Here is a 17901-nt window from a genome sequence, read left to right on the forward strand (position 1 = left end):
TGGTGCCGATGTATCCCCTCCTCTTCCGCACGGTCCTGTCGCGCATGGACCCGGAGGACGCCCACCATCTCGCGTCCACGGCCATCGCCCTCCTCCCGCCGTCCGGCTTAGGCTGGATCGCGCGCCGGCTGACGGCGCCCGACCCGTCGCTCGCGGTCGACGCGCTCGGCCTCCGGTTTCCCTCGCCGTTCGGCGTCGCCGCCGGCTTCGACAAGGACGCCGACGCCGTCCTCGGCCTCGGCCAGCTCGGCTTCGGGCACGTGGAGGTCGGGACGGTGACCGCGGAGGCGCAGCCGGGGAACCCGCGCCCGCGCCTGTTCCGCCTCGTCGACGACCGGGCGGTCATCAACCGCATGGGCTTCAACAACGGGGGAGCGGCGGCCCTCGCCGACCGCCTCCGTCGACTGCGCGCCCGCCGCGACCGGCCCGTCATCGGCGTCAACATCGGCAAGACCCGCGCGGTCGCCGTCGAGGACGCCGTGGCCGACTACGTGCGGACGACCCGCCTGGTCGCGCCCGTCGCCGACTACCTCGCCGTCAACGTCAGCTCGCCGAACACCCCCGGGCTCCGCGGGCTCCAGGAGATCGACCTGCTGCGGCCGCTGCTCACGAGCATCCGCGACGCGGCCGACGGCGTGCCGGTCCTCGTCAAGATCGCCCCCGACCTGCAGGACGCCGAGGTCGAGCGCATCGCCGGGCTGGCCACCGAGCTCGGCCTGGCGGGCGTCATCGCGACGAACACCACGCTGTCCCGCACCGGCCTCCGCTCGGATCCGCGCGTCGTCGAGGCCGCGGGCGCCGGCGGCCTGTCCGGGGCGCCGCTCGGCACCCGGTCGCTCGAGGTGCTGGCGATCCTGCGACGGGCGCTGCCGGAGGACTCCTGCGTCATCTCGGTCGGCGGCGTGGACACCGCCGCGGACGTGCAGGCTCGGCTCGACGCCGGCGCGACGCTCGTGCAGGGCTACACGGCGTTCCTCTACCGGGGACCGCTCTGGGCCCGCTCGGTCAACGCCGGGCTCCTCCGTATCCGCCGCGGTCGCTGACGGCTGCCGTCCCGGCGGGCCGCGGCGGGGCGACGGCGGGGATCAGCCGAAGGTGACCTTCTCGCGGCGCTTCACCTGCGGCTTCGGCAGGCGCATCGGCCGCATCTGGATGGTCCGCATGCCCGTGTACCAGCGGATCCCGCGCTCGACGCGGTCGGCGCCGACCCGCTCGGCGATGGCGGCGCGCACGCGGCGGCCGGTGAAGTACGCGTCGATGATCGCCGCGAAGACGAACACGTAGATCGACAGCAGCGGGATCGCCGACAGGTTCGGCAGCACGAAGGTGAGGACCACGACCACTCCCATCACGGGCAGCAGCAACTCGCCGACGCTCCAGCGCGCGTCCACGACGTCCCGGGCGAACCGCTTCTGCGGGCCCTTGTCGCGGACGGGGAGGTAGCGCTCGTCGCCCGCCGCCATGCCGGCGTTCGCGCGGGCGCGCGCCTCGCGCGCCTTCTCCTTCGCCTGCTGCGCCGCGAGCTTGCGGTCCTGGGGGACGAGCGGGCGCAGGTTCGCGGCCTCGCGCTCGCGGCGGGTGGGGGTCGGGCCCTTCTTCCCGTCGACCGTGCGGCCGTCGGCGGTCGCCGCGGCGCCCGTCTCGGAGGGGGTCTCTGCGGGGGTCTGCTGCTTCGCCACGTCTCTCGTCCTTGCCTGGAGTGAATCTAAGATTACCTGCATGACGCCTCCCGAGACCTCCGCAGACGCCGTGACCCCGCCGGACCAGGAGGCCGTCGACCGGCTCGCCGCCGCGGTCGCGGGCGGCCTGCCCACCACGATCGCCGACCTCTCGGCCCTCGTGCGCATCCCCTCCGTCTCCTGGCCGGCCTTCGACCCGACCCACGTCGCCGCCAGCGCGGACGCGGTCGCCGGCCTCCTCGCCGGGCTCGGCGTCTTCGACGACGTCTCCGTCCATCGCGCTTCCACCTCCTCGGGCGACGACGGGCAGCCCGCCGTGCTCGCCACGCGCGCGCCGCGGGACGGCAAGCCCACGGTCCTCCTCTACGCCCACCACGACGTGCAGCCGCCCGGGGCGGACGAGCACTGGGAGACCCCTCCCTTCGAGCCGACCCTCCGCGGCGACCGCCTGCACGGCCGCGGCGCCTCCGACGACAAGGCCGGGATCATGACGCACGTCGCCGCGATCCGCGCGCTCGTCGAGGCGGAGGGCGACGACCTCGACCTCGGGCTCGCCGTGTTCATCGAGGGGGAGGAGGAGGCGGGATCGCGATCCTTCTCCGACTTCCTCCGGAAGCACCACGACGCGCTCGCGGCCGACGTCATCGTGGTGGCCGACAGCGACAACTGGGACATCGACACCCCCTCCATCACCATCGCGCTCCGCGGCAACGTCACCTTCCGCCTCACCGTCCGCACGCTCGACCACGCGTCGCACTCCGGCATGTTCGGGGGCGCGGTCCCCGACGCGATGATGGCGGCCGTCCGCCTCCTCGACTCGCTGTGGGACGCCGACGGCTCGGTCGCCGTCGCCGGCCTGACCTCCGCGGAGATGGAGACGCCCGCCTACGACGACGCGCGCCTCGCCGAGGAGGCCGCGCTCCTGCCCGGCGTCTCGCCCGTGGGCAGGGGCCCGATCCTCACGCGCCTGTGGGCGCAGCCGTCGATCACCGTGACGGGCATCGACGCCCCCTCCGTCGCCAACGCGAGCAACACGCTGCTCCCCGAGGTCTCCGTGCGCATCAGCGCGCGCATCGCGCCCGGGCAGACGGCGGCCGACGCGTACCGGGCCCTGGAGGCCCACGTCCAGGGGCACCGTCCCTTCGGTGCGCACGTCGAGATCACGGACGTCGACCAGGGCGACCCGTTCCTCGTCGACACGACGGGCTGGGCGATGGCCGAGGCCACGGCCGCCATGACCGCCGGGTGGGGCCGCGCGCCCGTGCAGGCCGGCATCGGCGGATCCATCCCGTTCATCGCCGACCTGGTCGAGGCGTTCCCCGCGGCGCAGATCCTGGTCACGGGCGTCGAGGACCCGGACACGCGGGCGCACAGCCCCAACGAGTCGCAGCACCTGGGCGTCCTGCAGCGTGCGATCCTCAGCGAGGCCGTCCTCCTCTCGCGCATCGCGCGCCGCGACTGACGCGCGACCACTGCGGGGGCCCGCCCGGATCCCCGCGCGGTGGCGGGAACACGCGGGTGACTCCCGCGGTTGCACGACGTAGACTCCACCGGAGTCGCCCGACCGCAGATCCCACCCCCGAGGAGTGCTCATGACCGACACCACGCTGACCGAGACCGCCCAGGCGGCCCACCGCGTCGGACTGACGGACACCGCGGCGAGCAAGGTGAAGAGCCTGCTCCAGCAGGAGGGCCGCGAGGACCTCCGCCTCCGCGTCGCCGTCCAGCCCGGCGGATGCTCGGGCCTCATCTACCAGCTGTACTTCGACGAGCGCGAGCTCGACGGCGACGCCACGGTCGACTTCGACGGCGTCGAGGTCATCGTCGACAAGATGAGCGTCCCCTACCTCGACGGCGCCACCATCGACTTCGAGGACACCATCCAGAAGCAGGGCTTCACCATCGACAACCCCAACGCCGGCGGCTCGTGCGCGTGCGGCGACTCGTTCCACTGACACATGGAGCGGTAAGCGATCCGACCCCGGGAAACCGGGCCTCGAACAGGGAGTCGTCCATCGGGCGGCTCCCTGTCGCGTAGGGTGGAACACGTCACATCCGGTTCTTCGAAGGGTCTGCACGTGCGCTTCACTCGCCGTCAACGTTGGCTGACGATCCCCGTCGCCATAGGCATCTCGGTACTCCTCGCGGGGTGCACGCAGCAGCAGCTCCAGGGCTTCCTCCCCACCGAGGCCGGCACGACGAACCACGTCGACTCGGTCATCGGACTGTGGGTCACGGCGTGGATCGTGCTCCTCGCGGTCGGCGTCCTCACGTGGGGCCTCACCATCTGGGCCGCGGTCGTCTACCGCCGCCGCAAGGGCCAGACCGGCCTGCCGGTGCAGATGCGCTACAACATGCCGATCGAGATCTTCTACACGATCGTGCCCCTCATCCTCGTGCTCGGCTTCTTCGCCTTCACCGCCAAGGACCAGGCCGCGATCGAGGCCCGCTTCGACCAGCCCGAGGTCAAGGTCCAGGTCTTCGGCAAGCAGTGGGCGTGGGACTTCAACTACCTCGGCGGCGAGACCGAGTCCGGCCAGGCCATCGAGGGCGGCGCGTACGAGCAGGGCGTCCAGGCCGTGGACGACCCGGACGGTCCCCAGGGCTCGATCGACAAGGACAAGCTCCCCACGCTCTACCTGCCGGTCAACACCAAGGTCGAGCTCGAGCTCAACACCCGCGACACGCTCCACTCCTTCTGGGTCGTCGACTTCCTGTACAAGAAGGACCTCATCTCCGGCAAGACGAACTACATGACGTTCATCCCGGAGAAGGAGGGCACGTACATGGGCAAGTGCGCCGAGCTCTGCGGCGAGTACCACTCCCTCATGCTCTTCCAGGTGAAGGTCGTCTCGGTCGACGAGTACAACGCCTACATCGAGAGCCAGAAGGCGGCGGGCTTCGAGGGTGACCTCGGCACCGACTACGACCGCCTCCAGAACCTCCCCGGCACAGAGGTGCCGGCCACCACCGAGTCGTCCGAAGAGTAGGGCAGCAGCACGTGACATCGACCCTGAATCGTCCCACCGCGATCCCCGCCGGTCAGGCGAAGGTCCTCGACGGCTCCGGCAAGGCCGACCGCCGCGGCAACGTCGTGGTCAACTGGATCACCTCCACCGACCACAAGACGATCGGGTACCTGTACCTGATCACGTCGTTCCTCTACTTCTGCCTGGGCGGCGTGATGGCCCTGGTCATCCGCGCCCAGCTCTTCGAGCCCGGCCTGCACGTGGTGGAGACGAAGGAGCAGTACAACCAGCTCTTCACCATGCACGGCACGATCATGCTGCTGATGTTCGCGACGCCGCTGTTCGCCGGCTTCGCCAACGTGCTCATGCCGCTGCAGATCGGCGCCCCCGACGTCGCGTTCCCGCGTCTCAACGCCTTCGCCTACTGGCTGTTCAACTTCGGCTCCCTCATCGCGGTCGCCGGCTTCCTCACCCCGTCGGGGGCTGCGTCGTTCGGCTGGTTCGCCTACGCACCGCTGTCGAGCACGACGTTCTCGCCAGGGTTGGGAGGCAACCTCTGGGTGATGGGCCTGGCGCTCAGCGGGTTCGGCACCATCCTCGGTGCCGTCAACTTCGTGACCACCATCATCACGATGCGCGCGCCGGGCATGACCATGTTCCGCATGCCGATCTTCACCTGGAACATCCTGGTGACGTCGATCCTCGTGCTCATGGCCTTCCCGGTCCTCGCCGCCGCCCTCTTCGGCCTCGGCGCCGACCGCATCTTCGACGCGCACATCTACGACCCGGCCAACGGCGGCGCCATCCTGTGGCAGCACCTCTTCTGGTTCTTCGGGCACCCCGAGGTGTACATCATCGCGCTGCCGTTCTTCGGCATCGTCTCCGAGGTCTTCCCGGTCTTCAGCCGCAAGCCGATCTTCGGGTACAAGACGCTCGTGTACGCGACCATCTCCATCGCGGCCCTCTCGGTCACGGTGTGGGCGCACCACATGTACGTCACCGGCTCCGTCCTGCTGCCGTTCTTCTCGCTCATGACGATGCTCATCGCGGTGCCCACGGGCGTGAAGATCTTCAACTGGATCGGCACCATGTGGCGCGGCTCGGTCACGTTCGAGACCCCGATGCTCTGGGCCATCGGCTTCCTCATCACGTTCACGTTCGGCGGCCTGACCGGCGTCATCCTGGCGTCGCCCCCGCTCGACTTCCACGTGTCCGACACGTACTTCGTCGTGGCGCACTTCCACTACGTGGTGTTCGGCACCGTCGTGTTCGCGATGTTCTCGGGCTTCTACTTCTGGTGGCCCAAGTGGACGGGCACGATGCTCAACGAGCGCCTCGGCAAGGTCCACTTCTGGCTCCTGTTCGTCGGCTTCCACACGACGTTCCTCATCCAGCACTGGCTGGGTGTCATGGGCATGCCGCGCCGCTACGCGACGTACCAGCCCGAGGACGACTTCACCTGGATGAACCAGCTGTCGACCATCGGGGCGGGCATCCTGGCGCTGTCGATGATCCCGTTCTTCCTGAACGTCTGGATCACCGCCCGCACCGCGCCCCGCGTGACCGTCAACGACCCGTGGGGCTACGGCCGCTCGCTCGAGTGGGCGACCTCGTGCCCGCCGCCGCGGCACAACTTCACCTCCATCCCGCGGATCCGCTCCGAGGCACCGGCGTTCGACCTCAACCACCCGGAGGCCGGCATCCCGGTCGGCATCGGGCCGGCGAAGGACGCTCCCGACGCCGCGACCTACGACATCTCCAGCGACAAGGTGAAGTGACGTGCGCGCCAATAGGAATCTCTTCTACGTCCTGACGGTCTTCTTCGTCATCGCGGCGGCCGCCTACACGGTCTGGCACGTCATCGACACCGGCGAGGTGGAGTGGGTCGGCACGCTGGCCATCGCCCTCTCCGGCGCCCTGTCCGGCTTCATCGGCTTCTTCGTGGCACGGCTCTACGCCGCCCAGAACGGCGAGCTCCCGGAGGACCGCAGCGACGCCAACGTCGACGACGGCGACCCGGAGCTCGGCTTCTTCAGCCCGTGGAGCTGGTGGCCCGTGATCCTCGCGGCCGGGGCGGCCTCCGTGTTCCTCGGCCTCGCCGTGGGCATCTGGATCGCCCTCATCGGCGGCTGCCTCGCGATCATCGCGCTCGTGGGCTGGACCTACGAGTACTACCGCGGCTTCTTCGCCCGCTGATCCGATGGTCGACATCCGGCACGCGCTGGCCACGGACGGGGACGCGGTCTTCGCCCTCTGCCAGCAGCTCGACATGATCAACGCCCCCGCCACGCGGGACGACTTCGACGTCACGTTCTCGCACATCCTGCGGGCCAACAAGGACGTCGGTCGCGACGTGCTGCTGGTGGCGGAGGAGGAGGGCCGGGTCGTGGGGTACGCGTACCTCGTCGTCTCGCGGCTCCTCTACGCCGGCGGGCTGAGCGCCCATCTCGAGGAGCTGGTGGTCGACACCGGCGCCCGCAGCGCGGGCACGGGCTCGTCCCTGGTCCGCGCCGTCGAGCGCCTGTGCGGCGACCGCGGCGTGGGGCAGATCACCATGAGCACGCGCCGGGCAGGCGAGTTCTACAAGCGCCTCGGCTACGAGCGCACCGCGGAGTTCTACAAGAAGCTGCTGCGCTAGGGGCACCCGCGCGACGCCATGATGCCCGACCCCTCCTGGGGTCGGGCATCGTCGCGTCCGGGGGAGGGAGCGAGCTCGGCGGCGCCTCTCCGCGACGCGTGCACGGTCGTCGTCACGGGGCGGGGCCGCGTCAACCCAGGTCCGGACGGAGCGGTCGCGAGCCTCGTGCGGCGAGCCGGCTCGCCGGCGGGCCGGGTCAGCGCTCGGCGGCCATCCGGCGGATCGCCACGACCGTCACGTCGTCGGGAGGCGTGGCCTCCGGCACGAGGCGCGTCAGGCTCGCCACGGCGGCCACCGCCGTGGGCTCGGCGGCCATGGCCGTGAGGGCAGCGCGGTCCATCGACGCCATCGTGCCGTCGAAGAGGTCCAGCACGCCGTCGCTGCAGATCAGGAGCAGGTCGCCCGGCTCGAGCCGCAGGGCCGTCGTCTGCCACTCCTGCGCGCCCAAGGCGCCCAGGGGGAGGTTCCTCGACGCGATGGGCTCGCGGGTGCCGTCCGCGCGGCAGAGGATCCCGAGGCCGTGCCCGGCGTCGACGAGCGCGATGTCGCCGGTCCGGGCGTCGAGCCGCAGGTGCAGGAGCGTGACGAAGGCGTCGTTGGCGTCGAGGTCGGACTCGACGGCCCGGTCGACGACCGTGAGGGTGCCCCGGGGATCGTGCGCGGGCGAGGCCACGTGCAGCGCGGCGCGCACCGTCGCGGCGATCATGGCGGCGCCGACGCCCTTGCCCATGACGTTGGCCACCGTGACGACGAGGCCGTCCGGGGTCTGCTGCCAGTCGAAGAAGTCGCCGCTGACGTCGCCGCTGGGGACGCACGCCCCGGCCACCTCGTAGCCGGGCAGGTCCGGCACGGTCTGGGGGAGGAGCCGGCGCTGCACTCCGCCGCCCTCGACGAGCTCCTGCCGAGATGACGCCGCCCGAGCGGACAGGACCCGCGCCACCTGCTCGCCGCTCAGGGAGGCCATGCTGAACGACACCACGACGAGGAGGACGAGCGTGATCAGGGTGGTCGACGGCGTGCCGAACCAGGTCGTGAAGGCGGTGCTCCGCGGCCCCTCCGCGAGGAAGACGACGAGCCGGGCGGCGTAGTAGGCCGCCAACGCGCCGGACGAGAGGATCAGCGGCCAGCGCGTGCGGGACAGGCCGGCGTCGAGCAGGATGATCTCCCGCGTCGACATCCCGATGAGGCCGGCCATCAGGGCGAGGTACAGCGGCCCGCCGGACCAGTCGTTGGTCGCGGGGGAGTCGACGCTCGAGACGGCGACGATCGACGCCGCCGGCGCGACGACGAGCCACCAGGGCGTCGGTCGTCCGCGGAGGGACCGGCTGCCCATCCACACCGATGCAGCGCCCGCCACGATGAGCCCGTTCCCGAGCGGGTTCCCCCAGACCTGCGCTCCCGTGCCGTCCTGCAGATACGCGAGGGAGCCGCCCATGAAGAGGGCCAGCGCCGCGCACCACCAGAAGCTGAAGGCGGAGCGCGTGGTCCGGAAGGTGACGAGGGCGAAGAGCAGGAACAGCGTGAGGGTCGTGACGCCGAAGGCGACGCGGAGGGTGATCGAGTCGAGCAAGGTGCGGTCCGTGTTCCGTGGGTCGGGCCGGCGCGCGATCCCGTCGGGGATCAGCAGGCCGCGAGGGCGGGGCTCCCGGACCAGGGGCGACGAGCACCGGCGGACCGCTTCCCCCGGACAGCAGCAGTGACAGCCTCCACGCTACCCGGCACGGGTCCCGATGCGGAGCTCCTATGCGTCCTCGATGCCATGCGCGAGAGGCGGCGCATGCCGGGCGGAGAGGGACCTCCGAGCAGGGAGGAGCCGCCTCAGGCGGAGGCGACGTCGTCGCGGCGGCGGAGGACGTGGATCATGACGTCGATCGTCACGTCCTGGGCCGCCCCGGATCCCGTGCCTGGCGCGTCCGGAGCATCGGGAGACGCCGTCCGTGCGCCCATGTGGTGAGCGGAGGGACCCATGCCGAGCAGCAGGGCCACGTCGTCCTCCGGGAGCCGCAGGACGCGCTGCACGCGCGTCTCCACGACCGGCTCGAAGAGCGCGTCGGCCGCGCCCAGGATCCGCTCCCGCTTGTCCTCCTGCACGCCCACGGCACGCCCCCGCCGCCCTCAGCTCCGCGAGGTGCTCCGGTCCGGCCGCCACGACGGCGACGCGACCGCCCGGGGCGAGCGCACGGTGGAACTCCGGCAGGTTGCGCGGGGCGAACACGTCGAGGACCAGGTCGGCGACGCCATCGCGCAGGGGGAGGGAGGACCAGGTGTCCGCCACCAGCCCGTCGACGTCGGCGCGACCCCGGACGGCGACCGCCACCGCTGGGGGGGAGAGGTCGGCGGCGAGGCCCGCCGAGCCGGGGATCCCGTCGAGGAGCGCGTGCAGGTAGTGCCCGGTGCCGCAGCCGGCGTCGAGGATGCGGAGGCCGGACCGCCCGTGCGCGCCGGGGACGACCGGATCGGATCCCGTCGGCGACGTCCCTTCGCCGACCGCGTCCCGCAGGGCTGCCATGAGCGGCGCGTAGTGCCCTCGATCGAGGAAGCGGCCGCGGGCGGCGATCATCTCCGCCGAGTCACCGGTGACGCGCGTGCCGGGCATGAGGAGGCTCGCGTAGCCCCGCTTGTTGGCGTCGACGGCGTGCCCGCGATCGCAGCGGAGGACGAGCGGCGGGACGGCGTGCAGGTCCGCGCCGCACGCCGGGCAGCGCAGCCAGGACGCGAGCCGGGCGAGGTCCACGGATGCTCCTCGAGTCGGTGCCGATGCGGTGGGTGGACGCACGAGAGCCGGTCCAACGTGTCGCCGGACCGGCTCTCGATGCCTGCTCGCGGATCAGCGCGAGCGGGGGTGGTGCCTAGTGGTGGTCGCCGTGGCTGCGCTCGACGTCCTTCGTGGTGACCGGGGAGATCCGGTCCTCGAAGAACCACTTCGACAGCGCCGCGCGGGCCCGCTGGTTGACCGTGATGCGTCCACGGCTGTCCGGGCGGATCATGAGCGGCTTGTAGTCGTCGTAGCTCACGAGGCGCCAGCGCTCGTACTCGTCGAGCTGCTCGTGCACCTCGATGAACTCGCCGCCGGGCAGCTTCACGATGCGGCCCGACTCGACGCCGTGGAGGGCGATCTCGCGGTCCTTCTTCATGAGGGCCAGGCAGATGCGCTTCGTGACCTGGTAGGCGATGACCGGTCCGAGGATCAGCAGCGCCTGCAGCGTGTGGATGACGCCCTCCATCGACACCTTGAAGTGCGTGGCGATGAGGTCGGAGCTCGCGGCGGACCAGAGGACCGCGTAGAACGAGACACCGGCGGCGCCGATCGCGGTGCGCGTCGGGGCGTTGCGCGGGCGGTCGAGGATGTGGTGCTCGCGCTTGTCGCCCGTGATCCACGCCTCGATGAAGGGGTAGAGCGCGACGAGCACGATGAACAGGCCCAAGACCGTGATCGGCAGGATGATGTTGAACGAGAACGTGTGGTCGAACAGCACGAACTCGAGTCCCGGCGGGACGAGGCGCAGGGCGCCGTCCGCGAAGCCGATGTACCAGTCGGGCTGCGTCCCCGCGGACACCGGGGACGGGTCGTAGGGGCCGTAGTTCCAGATCGGGTTGATCGTGAAGAACGACGCCATGACCACGATCACGCCGAAGACGACGAAGAAGAAGCCGCCGGCCTTGGCCGCGAAGGTGGGGAGCACCGGCACGCCGACCACGTTCTCGTTCGTGCGGCCGGGGCCGGCGAACTGGGTGTGCTTGTGCACGACCACGAACAGGAGGTGGAGCGCCAGGAACGCCACGAGGATCGCGGGCAGCAGCAGGATGTGCAGCGTGTAGAGCCTCGGGATGATCGCCGTGCCGGGGAACTCGCCGCCGAAGAGGAGGAACGAGATCCACGTGCCGATCACCGGGATGCCCTTGACCATGCCGTCGATGATCCGCAGGCCGTTGCCGGAGAGCAGGTCGTCGGGGAGGGAGTAGCCCGTGAAGCCCTCGGCCATCGCGAGGATGAAGAGGACGAAGCCGATGAACCAGTTGAGCTCGCGCGGCTTGCGGAAGGCACCCGTGAAGTAGATGCGCAGCATGTGCAGGCCGATCGAGGCCACGAACAGCAGGGCCGCCCAGTGGTGGATCTGGCGCATGAGCAGGCCGCCGCGGATGTCGAACGAGATGTCGAGCGACGACGACATGGCCACGGACATCTCGACGCCCTTGAGGGGCGCGTACGAGCCCTCGTAGTGCGTCTCCGCCATGGACGGGTCGTAGAAGAAGGTGAGCCAGGAGCCCGTCAGCAGGATGACGACGAAGCTGTAGAGCGCCACCTCGCCGAGCATGAAGGACCAGTGGTCCGGGAAGATCTTCCGCCCGAACTCCTTGACGGCGACGCTGACGCTGGTGCGCTCGTCGAGGTAGGTCGCGGCGGCGGCGGTGAGGCCGCCCCCGCTCTTGGCGGCGGGCGCGGTGGCACCCGTCGTGGTCGGATCAGCTGTTGTAGTCACCACGACGCTCCCAGAAACTCGCCCCTACGGGCTCGGTGAAATCACTCTGTGCAATGAGGTAGCCCTCGTCGTTGACGGCGATGGGCAGCTGCGGCAAGGGCCGCTTGGCCGGTCCGAAGATGACCTCGCAGTGGTTGGTCACGTCGAACTGGGACTGGTGGCAGGGGCAGAGCAGGTGGTGGGTCTGCTGCTCGTAGAGCGCCACCGGGCAACCCACGTGCGTGCAGACCTTGGAGTACGCGACGATCCCGTCGTAGGACCAGCCCTTGCGCTCGGGCGACTCGACCAGGTCCTCGGGACGCAGGCGCATGAGCAGCACCGCGGCCTTGGCCTTCTCCTCGAGCTTGCCCTCCTCGAGCTCCATGAGGGAGGCGGGGATGACGTGGAACGCCGAGCCGATCGTGACGTCCGACGCCTTGATGGGGGTGCCGGAGGGATCGCGGGTGAGGACCTCGCCCTTCTTCCACAGCGTGTGGCTGAGGGCGGAGGCGGGCTCCTCGGCGCTGCCCGGGTACAGGTCGCGGAACAGGACCACGGCCGGCAGCGGGAAGGCGACGAGGGCGCCGATGAGGCTGTTGCGGATGAGCGAGCGACGGCCGAAGCCGGACTCCTCGTTCGCCTGGGCGGAAGATCTCGACGGCGCGGGCCTGGGTGGCGGGGGAGCCGCCCTGCGGGTGGCGCTCGTCGATCAGCTCGTGGTCGCTCATGAGCGCCTTCGACCAGTGGATGGCGCCGATGCCGAGGCTCAGCAGCGCCAGGGCGATGCCGACGCCGAGGAACAGGTTGTTCAGCCGCACGCTGCCCGGGTCGTCCGCATAGATCGGGAAGCCGAAGTAGGCGCCGATGGCGAAGACGCTGCCCACGATCGACAGGTAGAACCAGGTGTAGACGACGCGCTCGGCCGTCCGGGCCTTCTTCGGGTCCTTGTCGGTGACGCGGAGGCGGTGCTCCGGGAAGCCGGGGTTCTGGAAGGCGTCGCGGGTGGCGACGGCCGTGCCGCCGGGGAGCACGACGTCGCGGCCGGCCGCTTCGAGCTGGCCCGCGTCGTAGCCCGCGGGGACGACGCCCGACTCGTCCTTATCGTCGTGTGCCATGTGCGTGCCTCTCCTGTGTGCGTGTGCAGATCATCGATGCGGGCGTCAGTTGGACCGGGCCGTGAGCCACACGGTCAGGGCGACGATGCCGCCGAGGCCGAAGATCCACATGAAGAGGCCCTCGGACACCGGGCCGAGCCCGCCGAGGTTCGCGCCGCCGACGTTGCTGTTCTCCTCGATGTACTGCAGCGACGTGATGATGTCGCGCTTGTCCTCGGGGGAGATGTTGGTGTCGTTGAAGACCGGCATGTTCTGCGGGCCGGTGACCATGGCCTCGTAGATGTGGACCGGGTCCACGCCCTCGAGGCTGGGGGCGAACTTGCCCTCGGTGAGGGCGCCTCCGGCCGCCGCCACGTTGTGGCACATGGCGCAGTTGATGCGGAAGAGCTCGGCGCCGTTGGCCGCGTCGCCCTCGCCGTCGAGGTACTGGGCCTCGGGGATGGCGGGGCCGGGGGCCAGCGACGCGACGTAGGCCGCGAGCTGCTTGACCTGGGTGTCCGTGAACTGGACGGGCTTCTCCTGGGCCTGGACCGTGGTGGCCTGGAGCGGCATGCGGCCGGTGCCGACCTGGAAGTCGACCGAGGCAGCGCCGGCGCCGATGAGGCTGGGAGCGATCTCCGAGCCGGTCGCGTCCATGCCGTGGCAGGTGGCGCAGTTGGAGCCGAAGAGCTTCTGGCCCTCGTCGATGGTCTGCGCCGACTTGAGGTCGACCTCGGCGGAGGCGGTGCCCGTCTGGATCAGCGCGTAGGCGCCGCCCGTGAAGAGGAGGCCGATGGCCAGGAGGGCGACGGTGGTCAGGGGGCTGCGGCGGCCGGTGCGTCGGGCGCGTGCTGTGGTGGTGCTCATGCTGTGTTCGTTGCTCCCGCTCGGTGCTATTTGAGGACGTAGATGACCAGGAAGAGCCCGATCCAGACCACGTCGACGAAGTGCCAGTAGTAGGACACGACGATGGCGCTCGTCGCCTCCCGGTGCCCCATCGACCGGACGGCGAAGATGCGCCCGATGACGAGGAGGAAGGCGATGAGCCCGCCGGTGACGTGGAGGCCGTGGAAGCCCGTGGTCATGTAGAACGCCGAGCCGTAGGCGTTGCTGCTGAGCGTGATGCCCTCGGTGACGAGGGTCGCGTACTCGAAGATCTGGCCGACGACGAAGATCGCGCCGAGGGCGTAGGTGAGGAAGAACCACTCGACCGTGCCCCACTGGCTCGGCTTCCACCCCGTGGCCCGCGCCTGCAGGCGCTCCGCCGCGAAGACGCCGAACTGGCAGGTGAACGAGCTCGACACGAGGATGAGCGTGTTCACGAGGGAGAAGGGCACGTTGAGGCGGCCCGCCTCGAACTCCCAGAGGGCGCCGGACGTGGAGCGGAGGGTGAAGTAGATCGCGAAGAGACCCGCGAAGAACATCACCTCGCTGCCGAGCCACACGATGGTGCCCACGGCGACGGTGTTCGGCCGGTTCACCACCGGCGCGGTGGATGCTGGGGAGATTGAGGTCGTCGTCACAGGATCCATTATGTCCCAGCCCGACGACGCCGGACGCCCACCCCGGCCGCCCGTGAGATCCGATCCAGCCTCTCGTTAGGCTGATCCGCATGCCCTCCGCCCCGTCCTGGCCCGCGCTCATCACGACCCTGATCGAGGGCCGCCACCTGTCCGTCGCGGAGTCGACCTGGGCCATGCGCCAGGTGATGCGCGGGGAGGCCACGGACGCCCAGCTGGGCGGCCTCCTGGTGGCCCTCCGGGCCTCCGGCGAGACCGTGGACGAGATCGTCGGGTTCCGCGACGCCGTGCTCGAGGACGCCCTGCCGCTCGACGTGGATCCCCGCGCGCTCGACATCGTGGGCACGGGAGGAGACCCTTACGGCGCGGTGCTCAACATCTCCTCCGTGGCCAGCGTCATCGCGGCCGCGGCCGGCGTGCCCGTCGTCAAGCACGGCAACCGGGCGGCGAGCTCGTCGTCGGGCGCCTCGGACGTGCTGACCGCGCTCGGCGTCGACCTCACGATCCCGCCGGCACGCGTGGCCGAGGTGCACCGGGAGACGGGGATCACGTACGCGCACGCCGCGGTGTTCCACCCGGGCTTCCGTCACGCGGCCGCGACGCGACGCGAGCTGGGCATCTCCACGCTCTTCAACGTGCTCGGCCCGCTCTGCAACCCGGCGCGTCCCGAGGCCTCGGCGGTGGGCGTCGCCGACCTGACGCGGGTCCCGCTGCTGGTGGGCGTCTTCCGCACGCGCGGCGCGACCGCCCTGGTCTACCGCGGGGACGACGGCATCGACAAGCTCACCACGACCGGCCACAGCCACATCTGGGAGGTGAGCCGGGGCGCCGTCACCGAGCACGACCTCGACCCGCTCGAGCTCCAGATCCCGCGTGCGCCCATCGAGGCGCTCCTCGGCGAGGGACCGGAGCAGAACGCCGAGGTCATCCGCCGCGTGCTGGCGGGCGAGCGCGGACCGCAGCGCGACGTCGTCCTGCTGAACGCCGCGGCGGGCCTCGAGTCCTTCGACCTGATGGGCGATCCCGCGCGCGTGCAGCAGCCCATGGCCCGGCGGCTGCGCGAGAAGCTCGCCGTGGCGGCGGAGGCCGTGGACTCCGGCCGCGCCGCCGCGAAGCTCCAGGAATGGGCCGCCGCCACGCGCGCGTGACGGGATGCCGCCCGGGCGACGCCGCCGGAGCGGGGGATGATGGGCGCATGTGCGGGAGATTCGTGGTGGCGCGGGCGACGGGCGACCTCGTCGGGGACTGGGCGGTCGACGACGTCGAGGGCGAGGATCCGCCGCCGTCCTGGAACGTCGCGCCGACGACGACGGTCCGGATGGTCGCGGACCGGCGGCCGCGCGACGACGCGGAGGGCGAGGCCCGACGCGTGCTGACCGCCGCGCGCTGGGGCATCGTCCCGCCGTGGGCGAAGTCCCTCCAGGGGCCGCCGCTCATCAACGCGCGCGTCGAGACGGTGACGGAGAAGCCGACCTTCCGCCGGGCGGTGCTCATGCGTCGCGCCGTCGTGCCGGCCGACGGCTACTACGAGTGGCAGGTCACCCCGAGCGGGAAGCAGCCGGTCTACCTGCACGGCGAGGACGAGGGCCCGCTGGCCTTCGCCGCCGTCTACGAGCACTGGCGGGACCCGCGCGTCGCGGAGGGCGAGCCCGGCGCGTGGCTCCGGAGCCTCGCCATCATCACGTCGGCCGCGAGCGACGCGCTGGGGCACATCCACGACCGCACCCCGGTCATCGTCCCGACCGACCGCCTGGACGACTGGCTGGACGCCGGCACGACCGCGGTCGACGACGTGCGGCACCTGCTGGGGTCCCTGCCGGAGCCGCACCTCGTGCCGCGGCGGGTGTCGACGCGCGTCAACAGCGTGCGCAACGACGGTGCCGACCTGGTCGCGCCCGTCGACGACGTCCCCGCCGGCGACGGACAGCCGACCCTGATCTGACGATCGTCGCGCGCCCGGACGCACCGCACGCCCCGTCACCGAGGGCGACGGGGCGTGCGGATCGTGCGGGTGCGGTCTACTGCACGTCGTCGTCGACCCAGTCGAAGGTCTTGGTGACGGCCTTCTTCCAGAGGCGCAGCTGGCGCTCGCGCTCGGCGTCGTCCATGTCCGGCGTCCAGCGGCTGTCCTCCTGCCAGTTGCTGCGCAGGTCGTCGAGGTCCTTCCAGAACGCGACGGCGAGGCCCGCGGCGTACGCGGCGCCGAGCGCGGTGGTCTCCGCGACGACGGGGCGGACCACGGGCACGCCGAGGATGTCGGCCTGGAACTGCATGAGCAGGTTGTTGGCGATCATGCCGCCGTCGACCTTGAGCTCCGTGAGGTCGACGCCCGAGTCGGCGTTCACCGCGTCGAGCACCTCGCGGGTCTGGAAGGCCGTGGCCTCGAGCGCCGCGCGGGCGATGTGGCCCTTGTTCACGTAGCGCGTGAGACCCACGAGCGCGCCGCGGGCGTCCGAGCGCCAGTACGGCGCGAAGAGGCCCGAGAACGCGGGGACGAAGTACACGCCGCCGTTGTCCTCGACGGTGGCGGCCAGGGTCTCGATCTCCGCGGCGCTCGACACGAGGCCGAGGTTGTCGCGCATCCACTGCACGAGCGAGCCCGTGACGGCGATGGATCCCTCGAGCGCGTAGTGCGGCTCCGCGTCGCCCAGCTTGTAGCCGAGCGTGGTGAGCAGGCCGTTCTGCGAGTGGATGATGTCGGTGCCGGTGTTGAAGATCAGGAAGTTGCCGGTGCCGTACGTGTTCTTCGACTCGCCCTGGTCGAACGCCGCCTGGCCGAACGTGGCCGCCTGCTGGTCGCCCAGGATGCCCGCGATGGGCACCTCGCGCAGGAGGCTGGAGGACTCGACGGTGCCGTAGACCTCGGACGAGCTCTTGATCTCGGGGAGCATCGAGCGCGGGACGTCGAAGGCCTGGAGGATCTCGTCGTCCCACTGGAGCGTCTCGAGGTCCATGAAGAGGGTGCGCGACGCGTTGGTGACGTCCGTGACGTGGACGCCGCCGTCGGTGCCGCCCGTGAGGTTCCAGAGGACCCAGGTGTCGGTCGTGCCGAACATGAGCTCGCCGGCCTCGGCCTTGGCGCGGGCGCCGTCGACGTTCTCGAGGATCCAGACGATCTTCGTGCCGGAGAAGTAGGTGGCGAGGGGGAGCCCGACGGTGGGCTTGAAGCGCTCGACGCCGCCGTCGGCCGCGAGACGGTCGACGATCTTCTGGGTGCGGGTGTCCTGCCAGACGATGGCGTTGTAGACGGGCTTGCCGGTGGTGCGGTCCCACACGACGGCGGTCTCGCGCTGGTTGGTGATGCCCACGGCCTCGACGTCGTGGCGCGTGATGTCGGCCTTGGACAGCGCCTGCCCGATGACCTCGCGCGTGTTGCGCCAGATCTCCATCGGGTCGTGCTCGACCCAGCCGGCGCGGGGGAAGATCTGCTCGTGCTCGAGCTGGCCCGTGGAGACGATGGATCCGGAGTGGTCGAAGACGATGGCGCGCGTGCTGGTGGTGCCCTGGTCGATGGCGACGATGTACTTCTCGCTCATGTGGT

At 70.9% G+C, this 17901-nt stretch carries 16 protein-coding genes and 2 pseudogenes; 9 read left to right on the forward strand and 9 right to left on the reverse strand.

Annotated features, from left to right (window positions below; genetic code table 11):
• Window positions 1-8 precede the first annotated feature (8 nt).
• Window positions 9-1043 carry a quinone-dependent dihydroorotate dehydrogenase gene (locus tag QFZ62_RS00685; protein WP_307500857.1) on the forward strand — a complete coding sequence of 345 codons (1035 nt, stop codon included), beginning with the start codon at window positions 9-11 and terminating at the stop codon, window positions 1041-1043.
• A gap of 42 nt (window positions 1044-1085) precedes the next feature.
• Here the strand turns inward: QFZ62_RS00685 and QFZ62_RS00690 are convergent, their stop codons facing one another.
• On the reverse strand, window positions 1086-1679 hold the full coding sequence (locus QFZ62_RS00690) for a DUF3043 domain-containing protein (RefSeq protein WP_307500858.1): 594 nt from the start codon (window positions 1677-1679) through the stop codon (window positions 1086-1088).
• Between the two features lie 40 nt (window positions 1680-1719).
• Between QFZ62_RS00690 and QFZ62_RS00695 the strand changes: the two genes are divergently transcribed.
• From QFZ62_RS00695 to QFZ62_RS00720, 6 genes are all read left to right on the forward strand, one after another.
• Complete coding sequence (locus QFZ62_RS00695; RefSeq protein ID WP_307500859.1) at window positions 1720-3141, forward strand: dipeptidase; 1422 nt, start codon at window positions 1720-1722, stop codon at window positions 3139-3141.
• A gap of 130 nt (window positions 3142-3271) precedes the next feature.
• Window positions 3272-3634 carry an iron-sulfur cluster insertion protein ErpA gene (gene erpA, locus QFZ62_RS00700; protein WP_012038530.1) on the forward strand — a complete coding sequence of 121 codons (363 nt, stop codon included), beginning with the start codon at window positions 3272-3274 and terminating at the stop codon, window positions 3632-3634.
• Window positions 3635-3757: 123 nt separating this feature from the next.
• Window positions 3758-4669 carry a cytochrome c oxidase subunit II gene (gene coxB / locus QFZ62_RS00705; protein ID WP_307500860.1) on the forward strand — a complete coding sequence of 304 codons (912 nt, stop codon included), beginning with the start codon at window positions 3758-3760 and terminating at the stop codon, window positions 4667-4669.
• A gap of 11 nt (window positions 4670-4680) precedes the next feature.
• Window positions 4681-6426 (forward strand): cytochrome c oxidase subunit I, encoded by a 1746-nt coding sequence (gene ctaD / locus QFZ62_RS00710; RefSeq protein WP_307500861.1) that lies wholly within the window; start codon window positions 4681-4683, stop codon window positions 6424-6426.
• 1 nt (window position 6427) lies between these two features.
• Window positions 6428-6844: a cytochrome c oxidase subunit 4 gene (locus QFZ62_RS00715; protein WP_307500862.1), complete on the forward strand. Its 417-nt coding sequence runs from the start codon at window positions 6428-6430 to the stop codon at window positions 6842-6844.
• A 4-nt stretch (window positions 6845-6848) separates the two neighbouring features.
• Window positions 6849-7286, forward strand: coding sequence for a GNAT family N-acetyltransferase (locus tag QFZ62_RS00720; RefSeq protein ID WP_307500863.1), 438 nt, complete (start codon window positions 6849-6851; stop codon window positions 7284-7286).
• 196 nt (window positions 7287-7482) lie between these two features.
• Here the strand turns inward: QFZ62_RS00720 and QFZ62_RS00725 are convergent, their stop codons facing one another.
• The 7 genes and pseudogenes from QFZ62_RS00725 to QFZ62_RS00755 all read right to left on the reverse strand — a co-directional run bounded on the left by QFZ62_RS00725 (window position 7483) and on the right by QFZ62_RS00755 (window position 14372).
• The gene (locus tag QFZ62_RS00725) at window positions 7483-8856 is read right to left on the reverse strand and encodes a PP2C family protein-serine/threonine phosphatase (RefSeq protein ID WP_307500864.1); all 1374 of its coding nucleotides are present in this window, start codon (window positions 8854-8856) and stop codon (window positions 7483-7485) included.
• Window positions 8857-9104: 248 nt separating this feature from the next.
• Window positions 9105-9383: a hypothetical protein gene (locus tag QFZ62_RS00730; RefSeq protein WP_307507850.1), complete on the reverse strand. Its 279-nt coding sequence runs from the start codon at window positions 9381-9383 to the stop codon at window positions 9105-9107.
• Between the two features lie 115 nt (window positions 9384-9498).
• Window positions 9499-9882, reverse strand: a pseudogene (locus QFZ62_RS00735) (methyltransferase domain-containing protein); the annotation flags it as partial.
• Window positions 9883-10135: 253 nt separating this feature from the next.
• Window positions 10136-11770, reverse strand: coding sequence for a cytochrome bc complex cytochrome b subunit (locus tag QFZ62_RS00740; protein ID WP_373425927.1), 1635 nt, complete (start codon window positions 11768-11770; stop codon window positions 10136-10138).
• Window positions 11751-12861, reverse strand: a pseudogene (locus tag QFZ62_RS00745) (Rieske 2Fe-2S domain-containing protein). Before QFZ62_RS00745 ends, QFZ62_RS00740 begins: the two are co-directional and overlap by 20 nt.
• A 45-nt stretch (window positions 12862-12906) precedes the next feature.
• The gene (locus QFZ62_RS00750) at window positions 12907-13707 is read right to left on the reverse strand and encodes a cytochrome c (protein ID WP_307500866.1); all 801 of its coding nucleotides are present in this window, start codon (window positions 13705-13707) and stop codon (window positions 12907-12909) included.
• A 26-nt stretch (window positions 13708-13733) separates the two neighbouring features.
• Entirely contained in the window at window positions 13734-14372 is a 639-nt protein-coding gene (locus QFZ62_RS00755; RefSeq protein ID WP_307500867.1) for a heme-copper oxidase subunit III, read from the reverse strand.
• An 80-nt stretch (window positions 14373-14452) separates the two neighbouring features.
• Between QFZ62_RS00755 and trpD the strand changes: the two genes are divergently transcribed.
• Window positions 14453-15508: an anthranilate phosphoribosyltransferase gene (gene trpD / locus QFZ62_RS00760; protein ID WP_307500868.1), complete on the forward strand. Its 1056-nt coding sequence runs from the start codon at window positions 14453-14455 to the stop codon at window positions 15506-15508.
• A 47-nt stretch (window positions 15509-15555) separates the two neighbouring features.
• Complete coding sequence (locus QFZ62_RS00765) at window positions 15556-16302, forward strand: SOS response-associated peptidase (RefSeq protein ID WP_307500869.1); 747 nt, start codon at window positions 15556-15558, stop codon at window positions 16300-16302.
• A 76-nt stretch (window positions 16303-16378) separates the two neighbouring features.
• On the opposite strand, the gene glpK is transcribed toward QFZ62_RS00765, so the two are convergent.
• Complete coding sequence (glpK, locus tag QFZ62_RS00770; protein WP_307500870.1) at window positions 16379-17896, reverse strand: glycerol kinase GlpK; 1518 nt, start codon at window positions 17894-17896, stop codon at window positions 16379-16381.
• Between the last annotated feature and the right edge of the window lie 5 nt (window positions 17897-17901).

The organism is Clavibacter sp. B3I6, assembly GCF_030816895.1.
Lineage (GTDB): Bacteria > Actinomycetota > Actinomycetes > Actinomycetales > Microbacteriaceae > Clavibacter.

Excerpts from the sequence above, each read along its gene's own strand:
- QFZ62_RS00685 (WP_307500857.1), top strand. The coding sequence starts at position 9 with ATGTATCCCCTCCTCTTCCGCACGGTCCTGTCGCGCATGGACCCGGAG.
- QFZ62_RS00695 (WP_307500859.1), top strand. The coding sequence starts at position 1,720 with ATGACGCCTCCCGAGACCTCCGCAGACGCCGTGACCCCGCCGGACCAG.
- erpA (WP_012038530.1), top strand. The coding sequence starts at position 3,272 with ATGACCGACACCACGCTGACCGAGACCGCCCAGGCGGCCCACCGCGTC.
- QFZ62_RS00720 (WP_307500863.1), top strand. The coding sequence starts at position 6,849 with ATGGTCGACATCCGGCACGCGCTGGCCACGGACGGGGACGCGGTCTTC.
- QFZ62_RS00750 (WP_307500866.1), bottom strand. The coding sequence starts at position 13,707 with ATGAGCACCACCACAGCACGCGCCCGACGCACCGGCCGCCGCAGCCCC.
- QFZ62_RS00755 (WP_307500867.1), bottom strand. The coding sequence starts at position 14,372 with ATGGATCCTGTGACGACGACCTCAATCTCCCCAGCATCCACCGCGCCG.
- trpD (WP_307500868.1), top strand. The coding sequence starts at position 14,453 with ATGCCCTCCGCCCCGTCCTGGCCCGCGCTCATCACGACCCTGATCGAG.
- QFZ62_RS00765 (WP_307500869.1), top strand. The coding sequence starts at position 15,556 with ATGTGCGGGAGATTCGTGGTGGCGCGGGCGACGGGCGACCTCGTCGGG.
- glpK (WP_307500870.1), bottom strand. The coding sequence starts at position 17,896 with ATGAGCGAGAAGTACATCGTCGCCATCGACCAGGGCACCACCAGCACG.